At 66.5% G+C, this 25943-nt stretch carries 19 protein-coding genes; 7 read left to right on the top strand and 12 right to left on the bottom strand.

Annotation, left to right across the window (positions count from 1 at the left end):
- Positions 1–12 precede the first annotated feature (12 nt).
- From BLR19_RS00145 to BLR19_RS00130, 4 genes are all read right to left on the bottom strand, one after another.
- Complete coding sequence (locus BLR19_RS00145) at positions 13–1716, bottom strand: alkaline phosphatase family protein (RefSeq protein WP_091748975.1); 1704 nt, start codon at positions 1714–1716, stop codon at positions 13–15.
- A gap of 72 nt (positions 1717–1788) precedes the next feature.
- Positions 1789–2733, bottom strand: coding sequence for a DUF808 domain-containing protein (locus BLR19_RS00140; RefSeq protein ID WP_091745794.1), 945 nt, complete (start codon positions 2731–2733; stop codon positions 1789–1791).
- 2 nt (positions 2734–2735) lie between these two features.
- A complete protein-coding gene (locus tag BLR19_RS00135) occupies positions 2736–3944 on the bottom strand; it encodes an LL-diaminopimelate aminotransferase (RefSeq protein WP_066554680.1) in 1209 nt (402 codons plus the stop codon).
- Positions 3945–4107: 163 nt separating this feature from the next.
- Positions 4108–6141 carry a TonB-dependent receptor gene (locus BLR19_RS00130; RefSeq protein ID WP_091745791.1) on the bottom strand — a complete coding sequence of 678 codons (2034 nt, stop codon included), beginning with the start codon at positions 6139–6141 and terminating at the stop codon, positions 4108–4110.
- A gap of 123 nt (positions 6142–6264) precedes the next feature.
- Here BLR19_RS00130 and BLR19_RS00125 point away from each other — a divergent pair, with 123 nt between their 5' ends.
- Positions 6265–6855: a class I SAM-dependent methyltransferase gene (locus BLR19_RS00125; RefSeq protein ID WP_255366334.1), complete on the top strand. Its 591-nt coding sequence runs from the start codon at positions 6265–6267 to the stop codon at positions 6853–6855.
- Positions 6856–6858: 3 nt separating this feature from the next.
- On the opposite strand, the gene BLR19_RS00120 is transcribed toward BLR19_RS00125, so the two are convergent.
- Both BLR19_RS00120 and BLR19_RS00115 read right to left on the bottom strand, forming a co-directional pair.
- Positions 6859–8010 (bottom strand): glycosyltransferase family 4 protein, encoded by a 1152-nt coding sequence (locus BLR19_RS00120; protein ID WP_091745789.1) that lies wholly within the window; start codon positions 8008–8010, stop codon positions 6859–6861.
- 3 nt (positions 8011–8013) lie between these two features.
- The gene (locus tag BLR19_RS00115) at positions 8014–8979 is read right to left on the bottom strand and encodes a glucosamine inositolphosphorylceramide transferase family protein (protein WP_091745783.1); all 966 of its coding nucleotides are present in this window, start codon (positions 8977–8979) and stop codon (positions 8014–8016) included.
- 197 nt (positions 8980–9176) lie between these two features.
- Here BLR19_RS00115 and BLR19_RS00110 point away from each other — a divergent pair, with 197 nt between their 5' ends.
- The 3 genes from BLR19_RS00110 to BLR19_RS00100 all read left to right on the top strand — a co-directional run bounded on the left by BLR19_RS00110 (position 9177) and on the right by BLR19_RS00100 (position 13231).
- Positions 9177–9704, top strand: a complete 528-nt coding sequence (locus BLR19_RS00110; protein ID WP_255366333.1) for an RNA polymerase sigma factor — start codon at positions 9177–9179, stop codon at positions 9702–9704.
- Between the two features lie 109 nt (positions 9705–9813).
- Entirely contained in the window at positions 9814–10770 is a 957-nt protein-coding gene (locus tag BLR19_RS00105; RefSeq protein ID WP_091745777.1) for a FecR family protein, read from the top strand.
- Complete coding sequence (locus tag BLR19_RS00100; RefSeq protein WP_091745775.1) at positions 10757–13231, top strand: TonB-dependent receptor; 2475 nt, start codon at positions 10757–10759, stop codon at positions 13229–13231. Before BLR19_RS00105 ends, BLR19_RS00100 begins: the two co-directional genes overlap by 14 nt.
- A gap of 27 nt (positions 13232–13258) precedes the next feature.
- Here the strand turns inward: BLR19_RS00100 and BLR19_RS00095 are convergent, their stop codons facing one another.
- From BLR19_RS00095 to BLR19_RS00085, 3 genes are read right to left on the bottom strand one after another with little or no spacing between them, the layout of a single operon-like run.
- The gene (locus tag BLR19_RS00095; protein WP_255366332.1) at positions 13259–15562 is read right to left on the bottom strand and encodes an ABC transporter permease; all 2304 of its coding nucleotides are present in this window, start codon (positions 15560–15562) and stop codon (positions 13259–13261) included.
- 8 nt (positions 15563–15570) lie between these two features.
- Positions 15571–16632 (bottom strand): HlyD family secretion protein, encoded by a 1062-nt coding sequence (locus tag BLR19_RS00090; RefSeq protein WP_255366331.1) that lies wholly within the window; start codon positions 16630–16632, stop codon positions 15571–15573.
- On the bottom strand, positions 16629–18152 hold the full coding sequence (locus tag BLR19_RS00085) for a TolC family protein (protein ID WP_091745767.1): 1524 nt from the start codon (positions 18150–18152) through the stop codon (positions 16629–16631). Before BLR19_RS00085 ends, BLR19_RS00090 begins: the two co-directional genes overlap by 4 nt.
- Positions 18153–18446: 294 nt before the next feature.
- On the opposite strand from BLR19_RS00085, the gene BLR19_RS00080 reads away from it, so the two are divergent.
- Genes BLR19_RS00080 through BLR19_RS00070 form a run of 3 tightly spaced genes read left to right on the top strand, consistent with a single transcriptional unit; the run spans position 18447 to position 22166 of the window.
- Positions 18447–19436 carry an SDR family oxidoreductase gene (locus tag BLR19_RS00080; protein WP_091745764.1) on the top strand — a complete coding sequence of 330 codons (990 nt, stop codon included), beginning with the start codon at positions 18447–18449 and terminating at the stop codon, positions 19434–19436.
- Entirely contained in the window at positions 19433–21280 is a 1848-nt protein-coding gene (locus BLR19_RS00075) for a glycoside hydrolase family 15 protein (protein WP_091745761.1), read from the top strand. Before BLR19_RS00080 ends, BLR19_RS00075 begins: the two co-directional genes overlap by 4 nt.
- Positions 21273–22166, top strand: coding sequence for an SDR family oxidoreductase (locus tag BLR19_RS00070; RefSeq protein WP_091745758.1), 894 nt, complete (start codon positions 21273–21275; stop codon positions 22164–22166). The genes BLR19_RS00075 and BLR19_RS00070 overlap by 8 nt, the downstream gene beginning before the upstream one ends.
- A gap of 59 nt (positions 22167–22225) precedes the next feature.
- On the opposite strand, the gene BLR19_RS00065 is transcribed toward BLR19_RS00070, so the two are convergent.
- From BLR19_RS00065 to BLR19_RS00055, 3 genes are read right to left on the bottom strand one after another with little or no spacing between them, the layout of a single operon-like run.
- A complete protein-coding gene (locus tag BLR19_RS00065) occupies positions 22226–23029 on the bottom strand; it encodes an SDR family NAD(P)-dependent oxidoreductase (RefSeq protein ID WP_091745755.1) in 804 nt (267 codons plus the stop codon).
- Positions 23029–24573, bottom strand: a complete 1545-nt coding sequence (locus tag BLR19_RS00060; protein ID WP_091745752.1) for a GMC family oxidoreductase — start codon at positions 24571–24573, stop codon at positions 23029–23031. The genes BLR19_RS00065 and BLR19_RS00060 overlap by 1 nt, the downstream gene beginning before the upstream one ends.
- Positions 24570–25928 (bottom strand): alpha/beta hydrolase, encoded by a 1359-nt coding sequence (locus tag BLR19_RS00055; RefSeq protein ID WP_091745749.1) that lies wholly within the window; start codon positions 25926–25928, stop codon positions 24570–24572. Before BLR19_RS00055 ends, BLR19_RS00060 begins: the two co-directional genes overlap by 4 nt.
- Positions 25929–25943: the final 15 nt, after the last annotated feature.

Raw genomic sequence — 25943 nt, 5'->3', positions numbered from 1 at the left:
GGAAACAGGAGTTTATCTGGCCGCCGCCCCGCAAGCCGCCACGGCAAACCCGTTCAGATCGATGCAGCGGCCCTCGACCTGGGGCGCGGCGACGCCGATCACATGGGCCAGAGTCGGGGCGATATCGACGGTCCGGATCGGCAGGAACCGCTCCTCGGCCTTCGCGCCCGGCCACCAGAAGATGATCGGCACGCGACGGTCGTATTCCCACGGCGTGCCGTGTCCGGCCAGGGTCGAGCCGACGCGGCCGCCTGAGGTAGTGTTCTGGGTCCAGGCGAACTGGATGTCGGGCGATCGCTCGGCGACCGTAGACAGTCGCATCCGCTCGCGCACCGTCATCATCTCGGGCTGACGGCTGTCCGGCAGAGGCTCGGCCAGCAGCCGGTCGCGCGTCTCGGCGAAGGCCACGTCCGGCAGGGCGCGCAGCATCTCGACCGCCGCCTCCGCCACCTGTGTCCGCAACGGATCGGGCAGCGACTTGTGATCCGCATCGGCGACCATCCAGCCGCTTCCGCCGGACTGCAGCGGATCGGCGTCAAGATTGAAGCGCGCCTTCAGCGCGGCGTTGACGCCCTTGATTGCATCGGTGTCGGCGCGGTGCGCCTGCGGATAGCCATGCTCGTGCAGTCGCTCGACGAAGTCCGAACCGCCGTGGTCGGCCGTCAAGACCACCAGCGCGCCGCCCGGAACCTGGGCCAGCTTGTCCAGGAAGGCGCCCAGCGCCGCATCCAGCCGGTGCATCTGCTCGCACATCTCCGGCCCCTGGGTGCCGTACATATGGCCGATCCGGTCGGTGGCCGACAGGCTGACGCCCAGCATGTCGGTCGCCGTCCCCTGCCCCAGCTTCTGGCTGTCCAGCAGATATTCCGCCGCCTTCAGCGTCTGCTCGTCCAGCAATGGCGAGGTGTCGAACTTCAGCCCCGCCGGCGGCAGCACCGAATGGAAGGTCTGGCCGCGAATGGTCCAGTCGCCCGCCAGCGCCCGGCAGTCCGCGTTCTGATAGTCCCAGGCTGTCGGCGTCGCCGCCGTCCAGGCGTTGAAGTCGCGGTTGAACGCCGCGACCGGCGCCAGCTTCGCCTCAGCCGTCTGACCCGGCTCGACATAGGTCGTCAGTCCAAACCCGTCGGTGAACCAGAAGGCCTGCCCCTGATGACCGGCCAGATTGATCGCCCCGCGATCCTTGCCCGACACCGCCATCACCTTGCTGTCCGGGCTGACGGCCTTCAGCCAGTCGCCCAGCGTCGTCGCGCGCAACTGGTCCGGGCCCACCGGCCCGTTGTCGGTATCGTCGCGCCCGTGCGCCAGATGGTTCTGCGGCGCGGCCAGGCAATAGACCTCCTTGCCGGTCTTGGCGTCGATCCAGTCGTTGGCGGGAATGCCGGTCTCGGCCGGGTGCATGCCGGTCAGAACGGTGGAATGGCCCGGGCAGGTCTCGGTCAGACCGTGGGTCTGATAGCCGTTGATGGACACCAGCCCCTGGTCGGCCAACCGGCGCAGGCCGCCGCTGTAGCGGCTGCGATACTGGTTGAAGAGGTTGGCGCTGAACTGATCGACCACGATGGTCACGATCAATTTGGGCGGCGTCAGGGCCGCAGCCGATGTCTGAGGCGCGGCGGCCTGAACCGGCGGCCGGGTGACCGGCGCGCCCGCACAGGCGGCGCCCGCGATCGACAAGGCGGTCAGACACGCGGCGGCGACGTGACGCGACAGGGACATGAACAACTCCAACAACAGCCGTGCGGCCTCTAGCTGTTGCGGATGGCGCCCGCGTGACAGCTCGGCTCGCTCCTAGTGCGATTCCTTGGACCGCAGGCGCGCGACCTGATGCAGGACTAGCACCACCACCCCGCCGACGATCAGCCCGATCACGGCCGAGGCCACCGCCGTCGTCAGCCAGCTCATCACGCCGGCCAACGGCCCGAACAGTTCGCCGACGGCATGCGACAGATGCTCGACCGGTACCGCCGGCCAGTGCAGCCCCAGAGTATGGGAACCATGCAGCAGAATGCCGCCGCCGACCCACAGCATGGCCCCCGTGCCGATCACGGACAGTGCGCTCATCACCATCGGCATGCCCCTGACCAGACCCCGCCCCAAGGCGCGAACACCACCGTTGTCACGCTTGGCCAGGCTCAGACCGATGTCGTCCATCTTCACGATCAGGCCGACCGCGCCATAGACGACGACGGTCATGGCGATGCCGACCACAGCCAGCACGGCGGCCTGGGTCAGGATCGGCTGCGCCGCCACATCGGCCAGGGCGATGGCCATGATCTCGGCCGACAGGATCAAATCGGTGCGCACCGCGCCCGACACCGTCGTCTTCTCCAGCGCCGCCGCATCGCGCGCGACCGGCGCGGCATCCTCGTGCCCGCCATGCCCCATCGCCTCCAGCAGCTTTTCCGCCCCCTCGAAACACAGATAGGTCCCGCCGCACATCAGGATCGGGGTGATGGCCCAAGGCGCGAAGGCGCTGAGCACCAGGGCCACCGGCAGGATGAAGATCAGCTTGTTGCGAAACGACCCGAGCGCGATCTTGCTGATGATCGGCAGCTCGCGGCTGGGCGACAGGCCCATTACATAGCGCGGCGTCACCGCCGCATCGTCCACCACCACGCCGGCGGCCTTGGTCGAGGCCTTGCCGGCCGCCGCTCCCACGTCATCCAGCGACGCGGCCGCCAGCTTTGCGATGCCGGCGACGTCGTCCAGCAGCGCGATCAGTCCAGACGGCATAGTCAGTCTTCCCGGCTGGGCGGCACATTGACGCCCTGCGATTTCAGATAGGATTTGATGTTGCGCGCGGCCTGGCGGATGCGCTGTTCGTTCTCGACCATGGCGATGCGCACGAAGCCCTCGCCGTTCTCGCCATAGCCGACGCCCGCCGCCACCGCGACCTTGGCGTGGGTCAGCAACTGCTTGGAAAACTCCAGACTGCCCAAATGCTTCAGCGCCGGCGGCAAGGGCGCCCAGGCGAACATGGAAGCGGCCGGCTTGGGAATGTCCCAGCCCGCGCGGCCGAAACTCTCGACCAGCACATCGCGCCGGCGGTGATAGAGTTTGCGGTTCTGCTCGACGATGTCCTGCGGCCCGTTCAGCGCGGCGCACGCCGCCGCCTGGATCGGCGTGAAGGCGCCGTAGTCGAGGTAGGATTTCACCCGCGTCATCGCCGCGATCAGCGTCTTGTTGCCGACCGCAAACCCCATGCGCCAGCCCGCCATGCTGTAGGTCTTGGACAGGGAGGTGAACTCGATCGCCACGTCCTTGGCGCCCGGAACCTGCAGGATCGAGACCGTCGGCTTGCCGTCGTAATAGAGTTCCGAATAGGCCAGATCGCTGATGATCCACAGATCGTTCGCCTTGGCGAAGTCCACGACGCGTTCATAGAAGGCCAGATCGACCGTCTCCGCCGTCGGGTTCGATGGATAGTTCATCACCAGAATCTTGGGCCGCGGCACGGTGAAGGCCATGGCCCGCTCCAGCGCCTCGAAATATTTCTCGTCCGGCGTGGTCGGCACGCTGCGGATCGCGGCGCCGGCGATGATGAAGCCGAAGGTGTGGATCGGATAGGACGGATTAGGCGCTAGGATCACGTCGCCCGGCTCGGTGATGGCGGTGGCCAGGCTGGCCAACCCCTCCTTGGAGCCCATGGTGACGATCACCTCGGTCTCGGGATCCACATCGACGCCGAAGCGGCGGCCGTAATAGTTGGCCTGGGCGCGGCGCAGGCCGGGGATGCCGCGTGACGCCGAATAGCCGTGGGCGTCGGGCTTCCTGGCCACCTCGATCAGCTTGTCGATCACATGCTGCGGCGGCGGCAGGTCCGGGTTGCCCATGCCCAAGTCGATCACGTCCTCGCCCGCCGCACGGGCCGCCGCGCGCATCGCATTGGTCTCGGCGATGACATAGGGCGGCAACCGCTTCATGCGGTAGAATTCTTCGGACATGACAGGCTCGTCGTTGGGATCTGCGGCCGTGGATCGACCGCCTTTAGCGCTTAGCGCGCCAGCGGCCTCGCGCAACAGCATTGAAGGTCATTTTCACCCGTCAGGCGGACGAAATCTGTGCGTCGCGCAAAAACCTGGTCGACAAGACCGTCGGTCAGCGCCCTCAATAGCTCAACCGCAGACCGAGGCTGATCGTTCGCGGCGGGCCGTATCCGGCGACGCCCGTGCCCGTCTCCGACACCTCGACATCCTCGTCGAACAGATTGTCCGCCGCCACCCAAAGAGTCGCGCTCCGCGTGAAGGCCCACTCCCCTCGCGCATCCAGCGTCACGGCGGCGTCCAGCACCCGGCTGTTCAGGTCGTCATCGAACCGGCTCGATTCATAACGTGCGGCCAGAGCCAGGGTCAGTCGATCGGTCGCGCGCCAATCCAGCCCGGCCGTCGCGCTCCATTCCGGCGCCTGTGCGGGGCGCAAGCCGGTCAGCTGTGCGGCGGACGATCCGCCGTCGATCTCGGCGTCGGTCCAGGACGCAGCGGCGTTCAGCGACACGGCTGACGACAGGTCCAGCGCCCCCGTCAGTTCCACGCCCCAGGCGTCGATGGTCCCGGCGTTCTGACGCTGGCGCAGCACGCCGCCCGCCGGCACGAACCCGGCGCGCGGGAAGGTCGCCGGCCCGGACCCGAGCGTCACATTGACGATGGCGTCCTCGATCTGGTTCCAGAACACAGACGCGCCCCAACGCACGCCCTCGCGGTCGAAGGCCAATCCCGTCTCCACGCCCTGCAGCGTTTCCGGCGTCAGGGCGGCGTTGGCCTCGGTGATGTCGTTGCCGACGCGGAATGGCCGATGCAGTTCGTTCAACGTGGCGGGCCTAAACCCGGAATAGGCCGCCGCCCGCGCCGCATAGCCGCCGCCCAGATCACGCCGCACGGCCAGACGCGCGCTGACCACCTCGCCCGACCGATCCGGATCACTTTCGTTCAGCAGGACCGCGCCGGTCGCCAGCGTGTTCTCCTTACGGAATCCCCCCATATTCTCCCAGCGATCCACCCGCAGTCCGCCGGCCACCAGCCAGTCGGCCGCGGTCCAGGACGCATCGACATAGGCCCCGGCCACCGCCGTCTCCCCGCCCGCACGCCGAATACGGGTGAAACCCGCGCCCGTTGGATTGCTGAAGAGTTCGTTGGTCTCGCCGTCGTTGAAGCGCGCATCCGCGCCAAGCTCCCACTCCAGCCGTCCGCCCGCGAACTCCGTCATTCGACGGCGCAGCGCCGCATTCAGCCCCCATCCCGTCGCGGGCGTCTTGAACTGATCGTTGGCCGGCGTCGTGGTCGAGCGGTCGGCCGACACCGAGGCCGAACTGTTGGCCAGATTGCTGTCGATCCGCCATGCCTGCAGCCGCCAGCCATAGCCGTCGGCCATCGGCGTCTGCGCCGCCGTGGCGCTCAGGCTGTGCCCGCTGGCGTTGGCGCGCGTTCCGGCCAGCCCCGATCCGCGATCCTCCTCCCAGGTCGCCGCCCTGACGGACAGGTTCGCCTGTCCCAAGGCCGTATCGACGCGCAGCGCTGCACTTCGGCTGTCGAGATCCAGCGGCGTGTCCGCCGCGCCTGCCGCCGGCCCGCGCACGGGCACATAGCCGTCGCTGACTTCGCGCAAGCCGCTCAACGTCACCGCCAAAGGTCCCAGTCGGGTGGAGCCGGAGCCCGCCACCCGCAAGCCGCCGCGCTCGGACGCGGACACATCCAGCGCGCCGCCTTTCCCGCGTTCACGCAGGGTGATCGTGCCCGTCAGCGCGCCCGCGCCATAGGGGCCCGAGCCCGCCCCCCGGATCACATCCAGGCTCTCCAGAGATTCCGGCGTCGCCTGGGACCAGATGACCCAGCCCCCGAACGGATCGTTCAGCGGCACGCCATCCAGCATCACTAGCGTCCGTCCTGCCCCAGACGGCGCGATGGCCCTCAGCGAAATCCCTTGCGTCGTCGGATTGGCCGCCGCGCTGCTGGTGCGTCGAAACAGCGACACCGCCGGCACGGATCGCAATGCCTCGTCCAGACGCGACGACCGGGACAGCACCGCCTCATCGATCCTCACAACAGAAAACGCGGCGTCCGCCGCCGCCGGCGGCAGACGCGCGGCGGTGACGACGATCTCGGGCAAGGCGGTGGGCGTGACGGGGGGAGGAGCGTCCTGGATCATGCGCCGTCAGTAGGCGGTCGTTTCGCCACATCAAAGCCCGGCGACCCGAAACGCCCGGAAAAGCGCGAGACAGATCGCCGCCCCCTCGATAACAACCGTATCGAACAGTCCAAGGGGAAGCACGTGGGTCTGGGAACGCTCGTCAGGGGTCTGATCTTTGGCAAGGACGCCGACCGCAGGCGACGGTCCGCCAAGGCGGCGCGAATCCGCGCCCTGCCCGACCGACAGGTGATGGCCGACAGCTATGTTCCAGCGTTGGCGGCCGACGGCGGGCGCATCCTGTGGGTCGGTTGCCGCGAGTATACTCTGGACGACTACGCCTTGCTGGAGGCGCAGGGCGGCGAGGTCTGGACCACCGACATCGATCCGGCGGCCGCACGCTGGGGCCGCGAAGGTCGCCACCGCACCGGCGACATATGCGAGGCGGATCGGCTGTTCTCGGACCTGACCTTCGACGCCGTCGTCTGCAACGGCGTGCTGGGTTATGGCGTCGACAGTCCCGACCAGCAGCAGCGCGCCTTGAAGGCTCTGGCGGCCATCCTCCGCTCGGGCGGCCGCCTGCTGCTGGGCTGGAACACCGACAAGATCGCCGATCCCGTCGCCGCCGGTTTGACTAACGCCGACTTCCATGCCGCGCCCCTGGGCGACCAGCCGACGCGCGTGCGCTTCGACGCCGTCACCCACGTCTACGACAGCCTGATCCGAAGGGGCTGAAGCCTAGCCCTGAAGCCGGGTCAGCGACGCCGCCGGCCCAAACAGAGGACGCCTCCGCAGCGTCGGCTTCGGCGTGACGAATGCCTTTTCGACCAAGGCCTCGCGCAAGGCGTCCAGCTCGGCGGCGCGCGCGGCCGGCGAATGCACCCGCTCGACATAGGCCTGCCCGCCACGCGCCAGGGCCAGACGTTCATCCGGGTTTTCGACCAGACGCATCATGGCGCTTGTCAGCGACCCGGCCTCCTCGACGTCAACATAAAGCGCATATTCGCCGCTGGCTTCGCGCAGGCCGCCGCGTCCCGACGAGATCAGCGCCGCGCCCGCCGCATGGGCCTCCAGCGCGGCCAGTCCCAGGGCCTCGCGCACCCGCGACGGCGTGACCGCGATGGCGGCGCGCTGCGTCATCGTTAGCACCGCGTCCAGCGACGCCGACTTGTGGATTTCGACCCGATCGCCGAACCGCTCAAGCATCTGCACCTGCGGCGCGGCCCAATCCTGATGCTTGTCCCAGTCGCCCAGCATCAGTGCGCCGCGCCAGTCGGTATGACGATCCAACGTCTCGGCCAGGGCTGCGCAGAACAGATCCAGCCCCTTGTCCTTCATCGCCCGGCCCGAAAACAGGATCAGGTTCTCGCGCTGCTCGGGCGATGCGCGCCAGGCGTCGCTTTCGATCGGATTGCAGACCGACGAAACACGCCCGGCCAGACGCGGATAATCCGTTGCGAACTCTTCACCCGCCGCCCGGCTGACGAACACCAGCCGGTCGAATCGCGCGAGGCGTCGACCGTATCGCAGACGTTCGATCAGGTTGCGCGACGGCTTGATCCGCGTGTGGCGATAAAGAACGTGGATCGCGTCAGGCAGTTGTCTCGCCAGCTCCGAGGCCGCCTTCAGCTGTTGATGATATTCCACGATGTCCGGCGACAGTTTCTTCAGAACGTCAACCACCGCCGCATTTCGCGCCTTGCGGCCCAGTCCGGCCGGCACCGTCACCATCTGCACGCCGGACGACGTCGGGCCGCCGGCATCGGCGATCAGCGTCACCAGCCGGTTCAAACGGCTGTGCGCCGACAGGGTGCGCACCACCGTCTCCATGGAGTTGGTCTTGTCCGGACAGAAGGTGCACCCACGCGGCAGAACGACGGCGATACGCATGGTCTAGCCTTCCTTCCGAACGGAAGCGGTCTCGAAAATCTTGGGGTGGACGGCGGCGCCGGTGGCGCGGCGACCGCGCGGCCCGTTCAGGCCCAGCAGCCGACGCGCCTTGAACCCGGCCTTCAGCCAGGGCTCCGCCGACGACCGGCGGATGCCCTTCACGTCGATGAAGGTAACGTCGCGGTGACCGGACAGGGTGTGCAAGCCGTCGCCGTAGCCGTCCAGCAGATGGCCCGGCTCGAACCGTCTCACAACCACCGCCGAAAATGCGTCCGGCGACAACACATCGATCCGCAGCAGATTGATGGCCGCCCCATAGGTCACAGCGCAGTCCTGCACCGGCAGATGAAGCGCGCCGTCACGGACGAACGCCGAGCCGCCCGGCCGCGAGGTCTGAAAACCGCTCAGCACCGGATTGGTCGAATGCGGCGTCCAAGGCCCCGTCAGGCTGTCGGCCCAGGCGATGTGGAGTTCGCGCATCGCCCGGTCGTCCGGTCCGGGAAGCGCATGGAACATCCACCACCGGCCGTCGTGCTTGACCACCGTCGCGTCGATCGCAGCCGCCTCGCCGATACGGGCCACCGCCTCCCACTGATCCGGGAAACGGACACAGCGATAGAGGATCAGCCCGCCGCTCTTGTAGCCTTCCGGCAGCATGTAGAGTTCGCCGCCGTCCTCGATCAGCGTCGGATAGGACAGGTGCCAGGGCTCGGACAGAGCCACGCCCTGCCCCACCAGCCGGTCGTCGGCGTCATACTGGCGATAGTGAATCTCGCCGCGGCGTACATGATAGTCGAACGCCTCGACGAAGACGGTCAGCACCCCGTCGCGCGTGATCCCGAACGGGTCCGCGACATAGGCATGAGGTCCGCAGTCCGGCAGCCAGACGATCTCGTCCGCGCGCGGCTCATGGTCAATGAAGCTGCTTAAGGGACGGCGGATAAAGCCCGAGCGCCAGAGATCGAACACGACGACGCCCTAGCCGACCGAAAGAACCGGAGCCGTCGTGCCGTCATGTCCTGCAAACGCGCGCATCTGGGTCCTGCTCGTCGCCGCGACACGGCGCCTTCATGACAAGGACGCCGCCGACCAACCCTTGCCTCATGAAAATCGTCACGGCATTGAAGGTCTTGGCCCGTTTGGCTGCACGAGAGGACTTCGCCCGTTTGACCGCGCCTTCCGCGCATCCCCTGATCGCCGCCTATCTTGCGCAGCGCGAGGATCTGGCCCGGTTTTGCCGCGCGCGGCTGGGCGGTGCGTCTGGCGATGTCGATGACGTGCTGCAGGACATCTATCTGAAGGTCTCGACGCTCGCCCCCGACCCGCCGCCGGACAATCCCCGCGCCTTTCTATTTCGCCTGACTTCCAACCTGCTGATGGACCGCTGGCGATCCGGGCAAAGGTCGGCGAACCGCGACGCCCAATGGCGACAACTGAACCATGAGACCGGCGCCGCCGAAGATCTGGACGCGGCCCCTTCGGCAGAGGCGGTCGTGGCCGGGCGCGAGAAGCTGGCCCGCCTTCTGGCCGCTCTCGAGACCCTGCCGCCCAAGACGCAGACCGTCTTTCGCCTGCACAAGTTCGATGGCGTCAGCTACGCCGACGTCGCCGTCCAAATGGGCATTTCACGCAGTTCGGTCGAGAAGCACATGATGGACGCGCTGCGCGTTCTTTCCCGCAAGGTTCAACCGTGATGCCCTTTCTTTTCACGCCCTGGGGGAATTTGTCTGAAGGTGAAAGCTTGGCGGCGCCGTCTTGCTATCAGGAGGCGCGGTGCACGGCGTTCCTCCAGGCTGGGATCGGATGACCGCACAAACCGACATCGAGGAAAAGGCGCTGCACTGGTTCGTCGTCCTGCGTGACGACGAGGCGCCCGAATCCGCCTGGCTGGAATTCCAGGACTGGCTGGAGGCGTCGCCGGCACACGCCGCCGCCTATGACGCCGTCGAGCGTCTGTGGGTCGATCTGGACGCCCCTGCCTCGCCCGCATCAATAAAGACCCCAGTCATCGACCTCGCCGCCGCGCGTGCACGTCGCGCCAAGCCGCGTTCGCCCTGGCTGGGCGCGGCGATCGGCATCGCCGCCAGCGTGACGCTGGCTTTCGGCCTGTTCCTGTGGCTGACGCCGGGCTCGCAGGTGTACGCCACCACCGACGCGCCCCTGACGGTCGTGCTCGAGGATGGTTCGCACGTCTATCTGAACCGCCATTCCACATTGGACGTTCGGTTCGACGGCGACAAACGTTCGGTCTCGCTGACCGAGGGCGAGGCCGCCTTCGACATCGCCCACGACCCGGCCCATCCGTTCATCGTCGCCGCCGGAGATCATCAGGTCGAGGTGCTGGGCACCGCCTTCAACGTGCTGAACCATGGCGACCGTTTCGCCGTCGCCGTCGAACGGGGCGTCGTCGCCGTCACCCCCGTCAACGCACCCAAGGTCCGACTGGTCGCGGGTCAGGCGCTCGCGCAGAGCGGCGTGCAGCCCCCTGCCTTGTCGCAAGTGTCTCCGGACCAGACTTCGCCTTGGCGACAAGGCGTTCTCGTCTATCGCAATCGCCCGATGACCGATGTCGCGGACGATCTTTCACGTTATCTCGACAAGCCGGTCGTGCTATCGACATCGGCTCGGGCGCTGCGGTTCACCGGCGCCCTTCGCATTGGCGACGAGGCCGTGATGTTGAAGCAGTTGCAGGATTTCGTCCCCGTCCGCGTGGACGCCTCGACGCGCGAAGTCCGCGTCAACGCCCGTGAGGCCGGTTAAGGGCGGGCGGCCCCAACGCCTCGCCCTGTCCAAGCCACACGCCGCCACCCTTCTTCCCAGTCTCTTTCTGTTCGCCACGACGGCCCTGAGCACGCCGGCGCAGGCCGATGCGCGCCTGCTCGATATCTATATCCCGCGGCAGTCCGTCGACGACGCCCTGCTCGACCTGGCGCTTCAAGCACGCGTTTCGCTGGGCGGCAGTTTGACGTCTTGTACCGGCGTCAGCCCCGCGATCAGCGGGCGGATGTCGCTGGACGCGGCCCTCACACGATTGCTGGCGGGCAGCGGATGTCGCCACGCCATTCGCCAGGACGGCGCTGTGATCATCAGCAGGCAAATGAGCGCGGCGCCCGCTCCCGCTCGACCGATCACCCCACGCCCCGCCGCCGCTATGACGCCGCCAGAAGACGTGCCTCAAGTTAGCGAGGTCGTCGTGACCGCCCCCCGCCGACCCGAACTGATCCAGTCTTCGTCATCGGCAATGACGGCGGTCGGCGCCGACCGCATCACCCGTGCTGGGGTCACGGGCATGCAGGGACTGGACAGCCTCGTGTCCGGCATGACTGTGACCAATCTCGGCCCCGGCCGGAACAAGATCCTGCTGCGCGGCATATCGGACGGCGTCTTCACCGGCCTGACCCAATCCACCGTCGGCCTGTACCTCGACCTGACGCCGGTCACATACGCCGCCCCGGACCCGGATCTGAAGCTGATCGACATCGACCGGGTCGAGGTGCTGCGCGGCCCGCAAGGTCCGCTGTACGGCACCGGCCCCATCGGCGGCGTCGTGCGTATCGTCACGCGGGCTCCGGCGATGGGCGAGGAATCTCTGTCGCTCTCTGCGACCCGGTCGCGCACTGACGGCGGCGGCTGGAACTCCGACTATGGCCTGGTCGCCAACCTGCCTATCGCCGGCGACCGCGCCGCGATCCGCGCCGCCCTCTATGGCGAGACCTACAGCGGCTATATCAACGACGTCGAACTGAACCTGCGGCGGGTCAATGACGGCACGCGGCGCGGCGGCCGGCTGTCCGCCGCGCTGGAGATTGCGCTCGGCTGGACGGCACGCGCCGGCGTCGTTCACCAGTCCATCGTCACCGAGGACACCCACTACGTCTATCGCGGCCTCGGCCCTTTTAGGCGCGCCAATCTGGTTCGAGAACCGCATCAGAACCGCTTCGACCAAGGCTCGGCCTCCATCGAGGGGCGCGGCGCCTGGGGCCGGCTGAACGCCTCGGTCTCGGTCGTCGAGCATGGTTTCAAGAGCCGCTACGACGCCTCCAGCGCCCTTCGTCGCTTCGGATCGGGCTGGCGCATCGGCGCGCTGGACGAAGGCAAGGATATCCACCTGGTCGTCGGCGAGGCAAACTTCGCCTCTCCCGATATCGGTCGCTGGCGCTGGCTGGCCGGCGGTCTGGTGTCGTCCAACACCACACGCACCAATCCCGTCCTATCCGCCCTGACGCCCGAGCCTCGCGCCATCTATTCCGAGGCGCGGCGCGACCGGCTGAACGAGGCCGCCGTTTACGGCGAAGCGTCGCTGGATCTGCCCTACGACCTGACCTTGACCGCCGGGGCCCGCTACTACGCCCTTGAATACGACACCACCTCCCTGGTTCGACAGTTCAGCCGCTCGCGATCCTTCGACGGACGTGGGGAATCCGCCGGCTTCACGCCCAAGATCGCACTCGCTTGGCAGCCCAGCGATCGCCTCAATCTGTCCGCTCTGGTCAGCCAGGGCCACCGGACCGGCGGCTTCAACACCGCAGGGGTCATCGGTCAGGACTTCAGCGGCCGATCCGATTCACCAGCGCGCCAATACCAGCCAGATAGCTTGTGGAACGCCGAGTTGGGGGCCAAGTACCGATCGGCGGACGGTCGCACCCGCCTCCGCGCCGCCGTCTACGCCGCACGCTGGCGCAATGTGCAGAGCGACCAGTTTTTGCCCAGCGGCCTGGCCTATGTCGTCAACGTCGGCGACGGCGCCGACAAGGGCTTCGAGGTCGAGGCCAACTGGCGTCCCTCTGAGACGCTTGAGCTTTTCGCCAACGGGCTCGTCGCCGACCCGCGCATCACCTCGCCCAGCGCGCGGTTTGATTCCCGTCGTGACGCGAGCTTGCCCGGGGTGCCCCGGGCTTCTGCGAATGTCGGCTTCAGCTGGCGTCGTCCGCTTGGCGAGCGTCTTGAACTTTTGGCCGACGGCGGTCTGTCCTACGTCGGCGCGTCGCGCCTGACGTTCGACGGACGCCAGCAATATCGAATGGGCGATTACGGTACGGGCAGGCTGGCCTTGGGCGTCGAGGCGTCGGCGTGGACGGCGACCGTCTTCGTGGACAATCTGTTCGACACCGAAGCCAACACCTTCGCCTACAGTGACCCGTTCCGCCTTCCCGACGCCCAGGCCATCACCCCTTTGCGCCCTCGCACGATTGGCCTGACGCTAAGGTGGGCGTCGCGCTAGCCATCCCCCGTGCGCTTCGATTGGTCCTTATTCTGTCGCTGCGCTTTGCGACAATGACGACCTTGCCGCCACGCGCAGAGAGCCGCGCACCACCCACAAGCCGCCATAGACGACGGCGAGGCCTGTCAAAATGGCTGCCAAACCTGAGACTTCTGAAAGCCTGGCGCCCATGGCGTTCAGGCGAACAAAGGCCTGAACGGCAGCGGTGGACGGTGAAAGATGCGCGAGCCAGACGAGGCCTTCAGGCATCATGAAATGCGGCCACGCAGCGCCGGACAGGAAGAACAAAGGTGCGGAAGTGCCGACCAGAACCTGCAAGACCCGCTCATGGCGATCGAAAAGCGCGCCTAGAAGCAGACCCACAGCGGCGACCGCCGCTGAAAAAATGGGCGCCAGCAGTAGAACGCCGATCAGGTTGCCGGCGCGGGGATAGTCCTGAAACCAGAACACGAAACCGAAATAGAAGAGGCTGGATGCTGTCCCAATCGCCGTAAGCGCCAGCCACAGACCCAAGCGCGCGCTGCGTTTCAGCGTAGCCGCGCCGGTCTCTTGACGCACCGCTGTGATTACGCCCGCGCCCAGCAATAGCGTCTGCTGCAGGATTATAAGACTGACCGCCGGCACGGCGTAACCGCCGTAGCCCTCCGTTGGATTGAAGAGGGACACCTGCTTCAGGGTCGGCGCCAATCTGACGGCGCGGGCGATATCAGGCAGCCCTTTCAACTGCGCCTCGGCGACCTGCGCAGCCGCGGCGGCGACGGCTCTGCCAACGGCCGTGACACGAACCAGATAACCGCCGTTCAGCCAGATGGCCACGCCCGTCGGCGCCCCCCTGACCAGATCGGCCTCAAAACGCTGAGGCAGGACGACGACCCCATCGACCACGCCGCGCCGCATCAGTTCAAAGCCCTCAGCAGGGGATGAAATCACGGCGGCGACCTCGATCTCGCGCGAAGCATTCAGGTCTTCGACAAGGGTGCGCGTCAGCGCTGTCTGCGTCGGTGTCGCTATGGCGATGGGCAGTCCCGTCGCGGCCTGGCCGGCATATGCGGCCGGATAGTAGAAGGCGTAGAGGACGACGGCCAGGATCAGCAGGCTGCTGACCTGCCGCGCACGCGGCAGGTTCCGGAATGTCGCGGCAAAGGCGGCGATAACGCCCTGTTGCGGAAGCGGAAAGTTCAAATTCTCCGGCTTGGGGACAAGACGCGCCCGTCCCCGGATGAAGAGCGCCATTAGAAGAAAACCAACGACGGCGACGCCGCTCAGGATCATCAAGTCTCGCCATGCCGATGCGGAAGTCGCACTCGTGACTAGCTGGCCGGTCTGCAGCCGTAGATAGTGCGTATAGGGAAGGATATCGCTCCAGATCCGGGCGAAGCGCGGCCCATGGTCCAGCGGGAGAGTGCCATTGGAAAAGGCGATAGCCGCACCCGAATAGATGGCGGTGGCCGAGAACGCCATATCCACCTCGCCAAGCGCGGCGACCAGAAAAGCCGACAAGACAACGCTCACCGCCATCAAGGCTAGTATGCCAAGGATCAGCAGAGGGAGCGAGCCTGCTACACCCCAGCCACGGACGCCGCTGAGCCAAGCGATCCAGGCCAACCCCCACAGGCTGAAGATCACGAAGTGCGGAATGAGTCGCCCGATCAGAGCTGTCGTCGTGAAGCCGTCTGTCTCGGCCTTGAAGCATTTGAAGGAGCCGCCCTGCATCAGCCGACCAACCGCCAGCACCGCGGAACAAGCCGCCAGCAGATGAAGGACCCCCGGCGCCAGAAGTCCGCCGAGAAAAAGCTCGAAGCTGAGCTGCGGATTGCCGACGATCGACACTTGGACAGCGGGGAGTTGCAATGCGGTTTCGGGCAATCCTCTCTGGCGCGCGCGTTCTTGCAACTGCTGGCCGGCCGCTGATGCGATGGCCGCGCTCTGTCCCAAGGCGGACAAGGCGCCGACCGTCTGGAAGGCGCCGTTGAATGATACGGTCACCTGTTCCGGCCGACGAAACGCACCGTCAGAAAAATCTGCTGGAAAATGAGCGACGCTGTAAATCTCGCCCCGCCGCATCAAGGCCATGGCCTCCGTCATCGTCGCCGGAGCATGGGTCACGCGAACACCGGGGCTCGCCTCCATGTTGCGGATTGCGGCGCGGCTGAAGGCCGAATTGTCCTGATCGACCACGGCGACCGGGGCCTGACGGATCACTCCAGGGGCCAGCATTGCCGCGATGACCATCAGCAGGATCAGCGGCAGGCCGAAGGCGACGAACGCGTCCCACGGTCGGGTCACCAAGATGCGCGCCTCGTCCCGAACGGCCGATACGAAGACGGCCAAGAGGCGTTTCACCGTGCGGACCAATCGAACAGGACGCTCATGCCAGGCCTCAGGCCGTTGACAGGTCGAACAGGCTTGGCCTCGACCTGAAAGCTTCGCACATCATAGCCGCTCGACTGCCGGGTTGAGCGCCAAGTGGCGAACTCGCCTTGAGGACTGATGGCGGTGATACGGAAAGCAACGTCAGTAACGCCGAGTGCGGGCACGTCGCCACGCACGATCGCGCCGATTTTCAGATCGCGAAACTGATCCTCGCGCACACTGAACGTAACCCACGGGTCGCCGATGTCCACGATTGTGAAGACTGGCACGCCCGTGAGCACGAGCTCGCCGACATTGGCGAAACGCTCCGCAACCTCGCCGTCATTTGGAGCGAGCAGTCGTGTCTCGCCTTGCAGGCTTTGGACCTCAGCGACGGCGGCCTGCGCGCCTTGCACATTGGCGTCGGCAACAGATTTTTCCTGTGGCCGTGTCCCTGCCAATGCCTTCAGGTACTGCTGACGGGCGGCTTCGGTCTGCGAGGCTGTAGCAGCGCGAGCGGCCACGGCTTCGTCACGGCGCTGGGCGGAAATCACGCCTTCGGCGAACAGGTTCTCCGCCCGCCGCGCAGTTTGGTCCGCCAAACGAGCCGTCGCCTGGGCGGCGCGCCAGATGGACTCGACCGACTGCACATCTTCGCGCCGAGCGCCTTCGCGGCTCATTGACTGAATGGCTTGGCTCGACTGAAGCAAGGCGCGGGCCTGAGCGTCCTTTGCTGCAACCTCCGGGCTGCTCATCAGAGCCAACTCTTGACCTGCCTTCACCTGATCGCCCTCTGACGCGAGGAAGCGCTCCACGCGACTGGGCACCTTGGTCGCAACAGTGAAGGTCTCCGCCTCGACCATGCCCTGAACCTGATTCCTTACAGGACGGGCCGCGAGGAAGAGGCCCACGATGATGAAGCCGATCAGCAGCACGAGGCCGACGCCCACGATCACAGGCAGAATACGTCGCCGTGCAGACGTACGACTGGCCGCGATGGTCGGCGCACCGTTTGTCGAGGCATCGGCAAAGGGAGGCGTCTCGCTCATGGCGCGCTTATCCGGTCTTCGCGTTGCAGATAGTCGTTCAAGGTCAGATCGCTTCCCGACGCCGCCAGCAAGGCGGCCAGGCTGAGATCATATTCGTAAGCTGCTGCTGCGCGTTGCAAACGCGCGGCCCCCAGAAGATTGCGGGCGTCCACGACGGAGGCGGCTGTGGCCTCGCCTTCACGGAACCCAACCTCCTGAACTCTAAGATTCTCGCTGGCGGCCTCCAGGCTGCTGTCCATGCTCAGAAACTGACGACGCGCCAACTCCGCCTGATTATAGGCTCGCGTGACCAGCAATCGGGCGTCGTCTCGGGCCTGTCGTTCCACCTCCGCAGCAGCCGAGGCCTGGGCGCGTGCGGCCCCCAGCATACGTCGTCGATCCACCGTCGAAATCAGAGTGTAACGGGCGCCGATCCCAACCGCCCAATCCGGCTCGGTCGGCAGAGCGTCGTCTGAGTTCAGGTTGTAGGTTCCGAATGCATAGACGGACGGCTTCATTCGTGACGCCGCGAGATCGGCGCCCGCCTCGGCCAGATCGCGCCCGGCTTGAGCCTGCGCAAGGCGAGCGTTCGTCTGGCTTGCCTGGTCAAGAAACACGCCGGCTGGATCGACTGGGTCACGGTTCACGAACAGGGGCGTGGTTGGAATGAAGGGGCCATTGGTGTCAACAACCCTGGCGAGGGACGCCACGGCGTTGTCGTGCTCCAGTTCGGCCCTGCTGACCTGCCGCTGAGCCGCATCGCGGGCGACTTCGACCTGAAGCGTCTGGGCGTGGCTGAGCACGCCTTGCGATTCCAACAGTCGAGCGTTGCGCAAATGCAGATCGAAGCCGTCACGGGTCTCGCGTGCGATCTTCAGCGCTTCGGCTGCCAACACCTGGCCAAAGTACGCCCGCGCCAGATTTACGTCCTCCAGACTGACCGCTTCCTGCTGCTTCGCCTGCGCCAGATCCACATTGGCCGCCGCCGCTCGTCGTAAGGCTGGAATTGCGCCGCCGGTATAGATCGGCTGAAGCGCCGTCACCGTGGGGCGAAAGGTCGTGTCGTCGACCTGCAATCGGACGTCTTGCGGCAAGGCGGCGAAAATTTCGGGAAGCGCCGCTTCCAGCCGCTGGCCGACACTCTGCAACACGTCACCCGGCACACCGGGCAAATCCGCGATGAGCCCAGGAATGGCGGCGCCGAGCTCGGCCTGTGCGCGGTCCAGCGTGTCGCCCAGCGAGAGATCGAATGTCTTGCGATAACGGATCAACTGAGCATCGAGCGCTACGGTCGGCCGATTCAGCCCGGCAGCCACATCCGCCTGGGCCTTGGCGGCCTGCATCCCATAGCCCGCAGCGCGACCGAGACTGGAGTTGGAGCGAATACGTTGCTGAGCGGCCGCATAGGTCAGAGCGACTGTAGCGTCGCCTTGGGCCGCCTCTTGGGGTGCGGCCTGAACTTGGGAGACCGCCGCAAGGGCGTTCGGCGCTGATCCGGCCAAAATGCCCACAGCAACCCAGCCGATCCAAGCTGCACGCATCGTTTCACCCCGCCTTCAGCAGAGAGAAACTATCCGAAGCTGCGCCGCTTGGTCCAGCGGCTCCGCACCGCACGACAGCGAATGACGTTGCACAGTCTTTGCCGCCGTCCTGCATGCTCGTGCCCGTCCATCTCTATGGGCGAAGCTTTGCGCCAGCATCAAAATGCTGACTAGCGACTTAAGCGCCGGTCGCCGGAAAGACGGCAACCTTCCTCCGGACGTGTCGTTGTCAGAGCCTCCCCGTTCGGCCGCAACCGCGATCGTCATTCCGCAATCGAGATCAGAAGGATCGCCATGCCGGTCATCGTCGTCACAGGCGCCAGCGCCGGCATCGGTCTCGCGATCGCCGAGCGGTTCGCCCAAGCCGGATGGCAGGTCGTGGTTATCGCCAGACAGGCTGAGCGGCTTTTCAAGGCCGTCGAACAGCTGAAGCGTTCGGGAAACCGAGTGATCGGCATGGCGGGCGATGTGTCCGATCCAGAGTTCGTCGAGCAGGCGGGCCGCGACGTCGTGAGCGCTCTTGGCGGCATCGATGTCTGGGTCAACAACGCCATGTCCACGGTCATCGGGCGCGATGAAGATCTGACCGACGCCGATTACCGCCGCGTCGTCGAGACGACCTATCTGTCTCAGGTCTACGGAACGCGCGCGGCGCTTCGGGTCATGCGGCCGGCGGACAAAGGGGCGGTGATCCAGATTTCCTCAGGATTGGCGCTGCGCCCTGCCCCGCTGCAGGCGGCCTATTGCGGCGCCAAGGCCGCCGTCGACGGGTTTACCGAGGCTATTCGGGCCGAACTGATCGCCTCAGCCTCCAACGTCACCCTGACCACCGTCTATCTGCCGGCCGTCAACACGCCCCAGCCTTTGTGGTCACGCAACCGGACCGACCGGGCGCAGGTCATTCCAGATCCCCTGTTCGATCCCCGCCTGTGTGCAGACGCCGTCTGGTCGGCTGTGCAGAGGCCCAGCCGCAAGGTCTTCGTGGGTCGCACGACATGGCTGATGGCGCTGGCGCAACAGTTCGCACCGGCGCTGGCGGATCGGCAGGCCGCCAGGATGATCACAGCGCAGCAGGGCGACCCGCAACTGCCGCGTCTCGGCAATCTCGATCAACCCGAAGACGGTCCGGCGGCGATCGACGGTCCGGACACCGAACGGGTCGTCAGACCGTGGATCGGTTTCGTGTCCAGCCGCCAGATCGCGGCGATCAAGGTCGCGGCGGTCGGTGTCCTAGCCGGCCTTGCGGTGACGGCGGGCTTTGCGATCGGATCGTCCAAACGATGATAGAGACGGCCTTCACGCCCCATCCGGCGCGCTCGTCACAGACGCTCCGTCCCGACGGTTACGTCGCCCTCGAAGACTACGGCGTTCTGGGCGAAGGCCGGACGGTGGCGCTTTCAGCGCTGGATGGCGGCATTGACTGGTGGTGCGTGCCGGCGATCGACGCGCCGCCGCTTTTCGACCGCCTGCTGGATCCGGAGGGCGGCCGGTTTGCGATCACGCCGACCGAGGCCTTCACGGCGACCCGCCGCTATCGTCCCGCCAGTAATGTGCTGGAGACGGAATTCACCACCGCCGCCGGGCGGGCGCGCCTGACCGAGAGCCTGAACAGCGGCACGGCCGGCCGCCTGCCGTGGTGCGAACTGGCCCGCCGTATCGATGGCCTGGAGGGCGAGGTGACCTTCGCCCTGGACATGCGTCTGGGGCGTCGGGGCGATACGGCCAATCCGTACCATTCCAAGATCGGCGAACACACGGTCTTCCACGTTGAGCGGGTGCTTGGCCTGTTCGTCCACGATCCGCGCATCTCATGCGAATGGTCCGATGAGGGCATTGTCGGAACCATCGTTGTCGGCGCGGGCGAGCGGCGCACGGTGGCCATCGTCGCCGGGCGGGACGAGCCGTTGGTCGTGCCGTCCATCGAAGAGATCGACGCCCGCATCGACCTGTCGGATCAGGAATGGCGGGACTGGGCGGCGCGTCTGAACTGTCCCGGCCTGTATCGCGACGACTTCATTCGCAGCGCCCTGGCGTTGAAGTTGCTGCTGTACTCGCCGTCAGGCGCCATCGCCGCAGCGGCCACGACGTCCCTGCCCGAGCGTCTGGGCGGCGACAAGAACTGGGACTATCGCTACGCCTGGCTGCGCGACGCCGGCTATACGATCGAAGCCTTCCTCGCGGCCGGCGCCCAGGCCGAGGCCAAGGCCGCCTTCAGCTGGCTATTGATGCAGCTGAAGCGCCATGGCGCCAAGGTCTGCTACAGCCTGGACGGCGCGCTCGTGCCGCCGGAAACGCACTGGGATATGCCGGGCTATCAAGGCTCACGTCCGGTCGTCACCGGAAACCGGGCCGCCGATCAGGCCCAGCACGGCGTGTTCGGCGACATCTTCGAGACCGCCTCGCGCTTCGTCGGTTGCGGCAACATCCTCGACAGCGCCAGCGCCCAGCAGTTGTCGGAACTGGCGGACCAGTGCGCCGACGCCTGGAGACAGCCGGACGCGGGCATGTGGGAGCTGGAGGATCAGCAGCACTACACTATGTCCAAGATCAGCTGCTGGCAGGCCTTGGCCCGTGCGGTCGAGCTGGCGGACGCGGGACAACTGCCGACGACTTGCCGGGATCGCTGGCGGCGGGAGCGCGACCGGATTTTTGACTGGGTCGAGACGCATTGCTGGTCCGAAAGCCTTCAGGCCTTCGTCATGTATCCAGGCAGCGACAAGCTGGACGCCGCCCTGGCCCTGGCCGTGCGGTTCCGGTTCGATGGCGAGGATCGACTGCGCGCAACCCTTGAGGCGCTAGATCGCCATCTCGGCGCTGGCGTCTTTCACTATCGCTATACCGGCATGCAGGGCGAGGAAGGCTGTTTCATCGCCTGCTCCTTCTGGATCGCCGAAGCCTGGGCGACGCTCGGCGAACCGGACAAGGCGCGCGCCCGCATTGACAGCCTGCGCGAGGCTCTCAGCGGCCGCTGGGGCATGCTGACCGAGATGATCGACCCGGACACCGGCGCCTACCTCGGCAACATGCCGCAGGGGCTCAGCCACCTCGCGCATCTGACCGCCCTGACCGCAGTCGGCAAGGCGCAGACCACTTCCCCCCAGCCCGAAACGGAGACGTTCCATGACTGATCGCCTGACCCTTCAGGATCCGCGCGAGCAATATCCAAAGCCGCCCTTCCCGCGCCAACCGCAGCCTGTGCCCGGCGAAGCGCGCGAGATGGACCCCAAACCCGATCATGGCGAGGACAGCTATCAGGGTTCCGGCAAGCTGAAAGGACGCAAGGCCCTGATCACCGGCGCAGACAGCGGCATCGGCCGGGCGGCCGCCATCGCCTATGCTCGGGAAGGCGCCGATGTGGCCCTCTCCTATCTGCCGTCCGAGCGCAAGGACGCCGCCGAAGTCATCGCCCTGATCGAGGCTGAGGGCCGCAAGGCCATCGACCTTCCAGGCGACATCACCGATGAAAACTGGTGCCGGCAGATGGTTGAACAGGCCGTGTCGGAGCTGGGCGGACTGGACATCCTGGTCATTAACGCCGGCCGCCAACAGTATCGCGAGGACATCTCTCAGGTGACGTCGGAAGACTTCGACAAGACCTTGAAAACCAACCTCTATGCCATGCACTGGATCGCCCAGGCGGCCGTCCCGCATCTGCCGGCTGGCGCCTCGGTCATCACCACCGCCTCGATCCAGGCCTATGAGCCTTCCGCCATCCTGCTAGACTACGCCACCACCAAGGCCGGGATCGTCGCCTATACGAAGGCCCTGTCCAAGCAGCTGATCGAAAAGGGCATACGCGCCAATGTCGTGGCGCCCGGCCCCTTCTGGACGCCGCTGCAGTCGTCTGGCGGACAGCCGCAGGAAGCCGTGATGAAGTTCGGCGAGCAGGTGCCGCTGGGTCGTCCGGGACAGCCCGTCGAGATCGCCCCGGTCTATGTGCTGCTGGCCTCTCAAGAAGGCAGCTACATCACGGGCGAAGTCTTCGGCGTCACCGGCGGCATGGGCGTCGCCTGACAAGACAAAACCGGCGGCGGGATCATCCCGCCGCCGGTCTCTCTCGTTCTGCCGGGCGACTAGCCGGCGATGGTGGCAACGGAGCCGGAATCCACCCGGATGCCCGCGCCGTTGATGAAGCTGGCGCGATCCGAACACAGGAAGGCGACGGCCGCTGCGACCTCCTCCGGCTTGCCCCTGCGATCCAACGTCATGCCGGGCCGCTCTTCCTTCAGGAAGCTCTTGATCGCCTCCTCGAAGGTTTCGCCGCGTTCCTCGGCACGCTTCTTCATCATGGCGTCGGTCATCGGGGTGGCAATGAAGGCGGGCGAGACCGTGTTCACCAGCACATTGTCGCAGCCGTAGGCCTTGGACAGACCCTTCGCCAGGCTGAGAATGCCGGCCTTGGAGGCGCAATAGGCCAGTTCATCGACGTAGGGCTGCACCGCATCTTCCGAAGCGAACAGGACGATGCGGCCCCAGCCCGAACGCCGCATGGCCGGAATGGCCTGGCGGCACATCCGCACCGCGCCCATCAGATTGATGTCGAGCGTCTCCAGCCAACCGGCGTCATCGACATCCAGGAAATCGCCGGTCGCGCCGGTCACGCCCGCTGCGTTCACATAGATATCCGGATCGCCCATGCGGTCTCGGACCTCCGCCCACAGGCGTTCGACATCGTCGGCCTTGGTCACGTCGCCGGTCACGCCGATGCATTCGCCCAAGGCGGAAAGCTCCTGGACGGCTTCATCCAGCGTGCCGTCAGGCTTGTCGGTCAAGGCGACCCTTACGCCGGATTCCAACAGCAACCGCGCCGTCTCCTTGCCCATGCCGGAATCGGCGCCGGAAATGAGGGCGATCCGCCCCTTGATCCCGAGGTCCATCACAAATCTCCTGTTCGTTGACGTTCGAGGAAGCGATCGGCCGTGCGCAGGGCGACGGCCATGAGGGTCAAGGCCGGGTTGGCCGAAAGCGCGCTGGGGAAGACGGAGTTGTCGCAAACGTACAGATTGTCGATCTCGACGCTGCACCCGTCGGCGTCGACGACCGCCCCGTCCGCCTTGTCTCCCATCCGGCAGCCGCCGATGGTATGCGCCGACCGGGCTACCGCGAAGATGTCCTCGGCGCCGGCGGCGGTCCAAATATCCGCCATGACGCGCCGGGCATGGGCGTCCAGACGCCGCTCGTTCTCGCCATAGCTGAAGTCGATCCGCGCCTTGCGCAGCCCGACGGCGTCGACCTCATCGGACAGGGTCAGGCGGTTGTCGTCGTTCGGCAGACACTCTCCATTGATGCCGATCCCGGCGAGCCGGCGATAGTTACGCAGCGTATCGACCAGCGGCGCGCCCCATAGGCCCGCGCCGCGCGCGAACCCGCCCGCCAGGGTGACCGGCATGACGCCAAGGCTTTGGATCAGATAGCCGCCGGCGAAGTTCGCGTCCGACGGACGCACCATTTCTTCGCTGATCAGGGAAGACGGATAGCCGCGGTTCATTGACATATCGGCGTCGAACCGCCCCCAGACCTGGGTCGCCACGTGGGTCATGAAGTTGCGGCCGACCTCGCCGCCGGCGTTGCCTAGTTCCCAGTTCAGCAGCAGGCGCGGCGTCTCGACACCGCCCGCACAAAGGAACAGCGTTCGACATTTCAGCCGTTGATCCTGCCCGTCGCGACGATAGATCACGCACTTGATCCGTCCACCGGCGTCACGCTCGACGCCTATCGCCCGCGCGTTGGCGATAATCTTGGCGCCACTGGCTGCGGCCATCGGCAGAAAGCTGTTGTCCGCGCCGCCCTTGGCGCCGGTTCTGCATCCCTGATGGCAGGCGCCGCAGTTGACGCAGGCCATGCGGTGGGGCGTCGCCCCCGCCTCGCGATCGCGGGACAGCACGGCTGCCGGCGCATCCGTAACGGTCAGCCCGACGGCCGTCGCACCACGGGCCATCGCATCCGCCGGGGCGTTGCGCGGGACAGGCGGATAGGCGAACTGTCGCCCGCCCCACGGATAGTCGGCCGGGCCTGAGACCCCGATCACCGTCTCTACGGTCTCGACATAGGATTTCAGTTCGTCCCAGCCGAACGGCCAGTCCCGCCCGCGACCCGTCTCCGAGGCCAGCGTCAGATCACGGGGATCGGGTCGTGGGCAAAAGGCGCCCCAGTGCAGGAGCGAGCCGCCGACGCCCTGGCCGGAGTTGTTGGCCCCAAGGGCGGTTGGGTCGCGCCCTCCGCTCAGGCGCTCCTCCATCCAATAGAGATCGGCCGTCGTTTCGTCGGGCGTATGCTCCGCCGGATCGAAAGCCCGCCCTGCCTCCAACACCGTGACCGAAAGCCCGGCCTTCGCCAGCCTGGCCGCGATCGGAGCACCGCCGGCCCCGCTGCCGATGATGACGACATCGGTTTCGCCGGCCGTCCTTGCAGGCGCGCTCAACCCACGCCCTCCATCGGCAGACGCCAAGGTTCGGTGTGGTCCGCCGCCGTCTGATCGTAGCCCTGAAACCGGCCTTCGCCGCCCGTGGCGAAGCCGTCGTAACCGATCTGGGCCCAGGTGGCCGGCAGCGACATCCACAGGCGCGCGGCCTCGGACACGACGTCCTCGAACCACAGCCTCATGGCGTCCGCCGAAAGCCGGCCCGGCTCGGGCCATTCGCCCTGTGAAATGGTGCGCAGGATGTCTTCCTGGCGATCGGGGGCCAGGGTTGCGAACTCCGGCGCCATGGCGGCGATCTCATCCAGCCCGCGTCGCCAGGCCTCGGCGTCCGAGGGAAGATCGGCGAACCGCCACCCGTCGCCCTGTCCGCTGGCGAGCCCCACATCCAGACGCCGCGTCAGATCATCCGGATCGCCTGCATCAGACAGAATGCGCGCGATCATCGCCGACAGCACGGCGCGCTGGGACGGGTTCAGGACGCCGCCCTCGGCTGGCGCCGGACCGAAATGACGATCCAGCATTGCGCGTCGTGTGCGATCCGACACGTGATCGGACGCCATCAGACGCACGAAGGCTGGAGGCAGCGCGGATGAACCGACTTTCTCGACGAACTCCAGAACCAGGCCCGTAAGACGCTCCGGCTGTTCCTGAGGGATCAGGTGCGCCGCATCCGGCACGACCACCACGTCAGACGCGCGATAGTGGGGGGCGTTGACACGCCGCTGCGCCGCGTCGTCCAAATCGCCATCCTCTGCGCCGGCGATGATGAGGGCAGGGAAAGGCAGGACGCCGACTTGATCGGACCAGTCCTCGCGCGATCCTTCGGCCAACCATCCCCGCCAGGCTTGGGGGCTGGTTCGGGTGAAATCGGCCAGCGCGTGATCGAAGGCGGCTTGCGGCAGACCGGCGGCAATATTGGCGTCGATGAACTGGCGTCCCCGATCCTCGATCCTGGTCGGATCGTCGAACCAGGTCAGCATATCCGCGCGCCTGTTCTCGTCCATCGGCTCCTGCGAGGGTGGCGATCCGGCGACCAGCACCACGCCCAGCAACCCGCTCAGGCCCGCCGCCCCGTCACGCGCCCGCGCGGCGATCAAGGTCGCAAACTTGCCGCCCATGCTATGGCCGACAAGGATCCAGCGCGGGAGATGGAGATCGATCAGGCGGCGGCTCACGTCCTCGAGCACGGCTTGGACATCGCCATAGCCTTCCCCCGCCCTGTCCCCGAACCCTGTAAGATCGATTGCGACAGTCAGTACCTCATCGGAAAGCCGGTCGATCACCGCGTCCCAATCGTGGCGGCTCGAGCCCAGAGAATGAAGGAAGACGACAGTGAGGCGGGTGTCTGTGGGCATGCAGGGGCTTTTTAG

This window comes from Brevundimonas sp. 374 (genome assembly GCF_900102995.1).
Classification (GTDB): Bacteria; Pseudomonadota; Alphaproteobacteria; order Caulobacterales; family Caulobacteraceae; genus Brevundimonas; species Brevundimonas vesicularis_C.
The sequence above is the reverse complement of the archived record's forward strand: the minus strand, read 5'-3'. Positions and strand labels throughout refer to the sequence as shown.

Bases quoted from the DNA above. Each gene is read 5' to 3' on its own strand.
- BLR19_RS00145 (WP_091748975.1), bottom strand. From the start codon at position 1,716: ATGTCCCTGTCGCGTCACGTCGCCGCCGCGTGTCTGACCGCCTTGTCG.
- BLR19_RS00140 (WP_091745794.1), bottom strand. From the start codon at position 2,733: ATGCCGTCTGGACTGATCGCGCTGCTGGACGACGTCGCCGGCATCGCA.
- BLR19_RS00135 (WP_066554680.1), bottom strand. From the start codon at position 3,944: ATGTCCGAAGAATTCTACCGCATGAAGCGGTTGCCGCCCTATGTCATC.
- BLR19_RS00130 (WP_091745791.1), bottom strand. From the start codon at position 6,141: ATGATCCAGGACGCTCCTCCCCCCGTCACGCCCACCGCCTTGCCCGAG.
- BLR19_RS00120 (WP_091745789.1), bottom strand. From the start codon at position 8,010: ATGCGTATCGCCGTCGTTCTGCCGCGTGGGTGCACCTTCTGTCCGGAC.
- BLR19_RS00105 (WP_091745777.1), top strand. From the start codon at position 9,814: ATGACCGCACAAACCGACATCGAGGAAAAGGCGCTGCACTGGTTCGTC.
- BLR19_RS00090 (WP_255366331.1), bottom strand. From the start codon at position 16,632: ATGAGCGAGACGCCTCCCTTTGCCGATGCCTCGACAAACGGTGCGCCG.
- BLR19_RS00085 (WP_091745767.1), bottom strand. From the start codon at position 18,152: ATGCGTGCAGCTTGGATCGGCTGGGTTGCTGTGGGCATTTTGGCCGGA.
- BLR19_RS00080 (WP_091745764.1), top strand. From the start codon at position 18,447: ATGCCGGTCATCGTCGTCACAGGCGCCAGCGCCGGCATCGGTCTCGCG.
- BLR19_RS00075 (WP_091745761.1), top strand. From the start codon at position 19,433: ATGATAGAGACGGCCTTCACGCCCCATCCGGCGCGCTCGTCACAGACG.
- BLR19_RS00070 (WP_091745758.1), top strand. From the start codon at position 21,273: ATGACTGATCGCCTGACCCTTCAGGATCCGCGCGAGCAATATCCAAAG.
- BLR19_RS00065 (WP_091745755.1), bottom strand. From the start codon at position 23,029: ATGGACCTCGGGATCAAGGGGCGGATCGCCCTCATTTCCGGCGCCGAT.
- BLR19_RS00055 (WP_091745749.1), bottom strand. From the start codon at position 25,928: ATGCCCACAGACACCCGCCTCACTGTCGTCTTCCTTCATTCTCTGGGC.